Source organism: Mesorhizobium sp. FG116, from assembly GCF_057809835.1.
Genome location: NZ_JBMDKS010000142.1, coordinates 1 through 492 on the forward strand (window position 1 = coordinate 1; position 492 = coordinate 492).

Annotated in this window: 1 protein-coding gene; it reads left to right on the top strand. The window is 59.3% G+C overall.

Annotation, left to right across the window (positions count from 1 at the left end; translation table 11 throughout):
* Positions 1-181: 181 nt before the first annotated feature.
* A partial coding sequence (locus ACODTY_RS24160) for a GlcG/HbpS family heme-binding protein (RefSeq protein ID WP_488996707.1) occupies positions 182-492 on the top strand: 311 nt, incomplete at its 3' end.

Consider the following 492-nt stretch of genomic DNA (forward strand, 5'->3'; position numbering starts at 1 on the left):
AAGTCCATTCGCGTGAACGACTGACGGCGGCGCCATGTTTTGTCGATTTGCTTCGGCGGATTGGGACCTGAGCCGGCCCAAGGATCGTAAAACGTGATCCAATAAAGCGGGCAATATTATTTTACAGCCAGCGCCTTTGCCCAATTATCTGAAGGCCAGCGCATTCCCAAAGAGGTGCCTCGTGACAACCAGGCCGGTGTTGAAACTCACCCATTCCGGAGCCCTCAAGGCGCTCGCCAGCGCGGTTCAAAAGGCCGAGGCGCTTGGCGTGCCGCAAAACATCACCATCGTCGACGATGGCGGCAACCTGCTGGCATTCGTGCGGATGGATGGAGCAAAGCTTTTGTCGCGCGAGACCTCGATGTCGAAGGCAATCACCGCCGCCTCGCACCGGCAGCCGACCTCCAGGCTCGACCCCAATTACGAGATCAAGCTCGCCATCGCCGGCGGGGGCCGTCTGACCAACCTGGAAGGTGGGTTGCCGATCGTCAT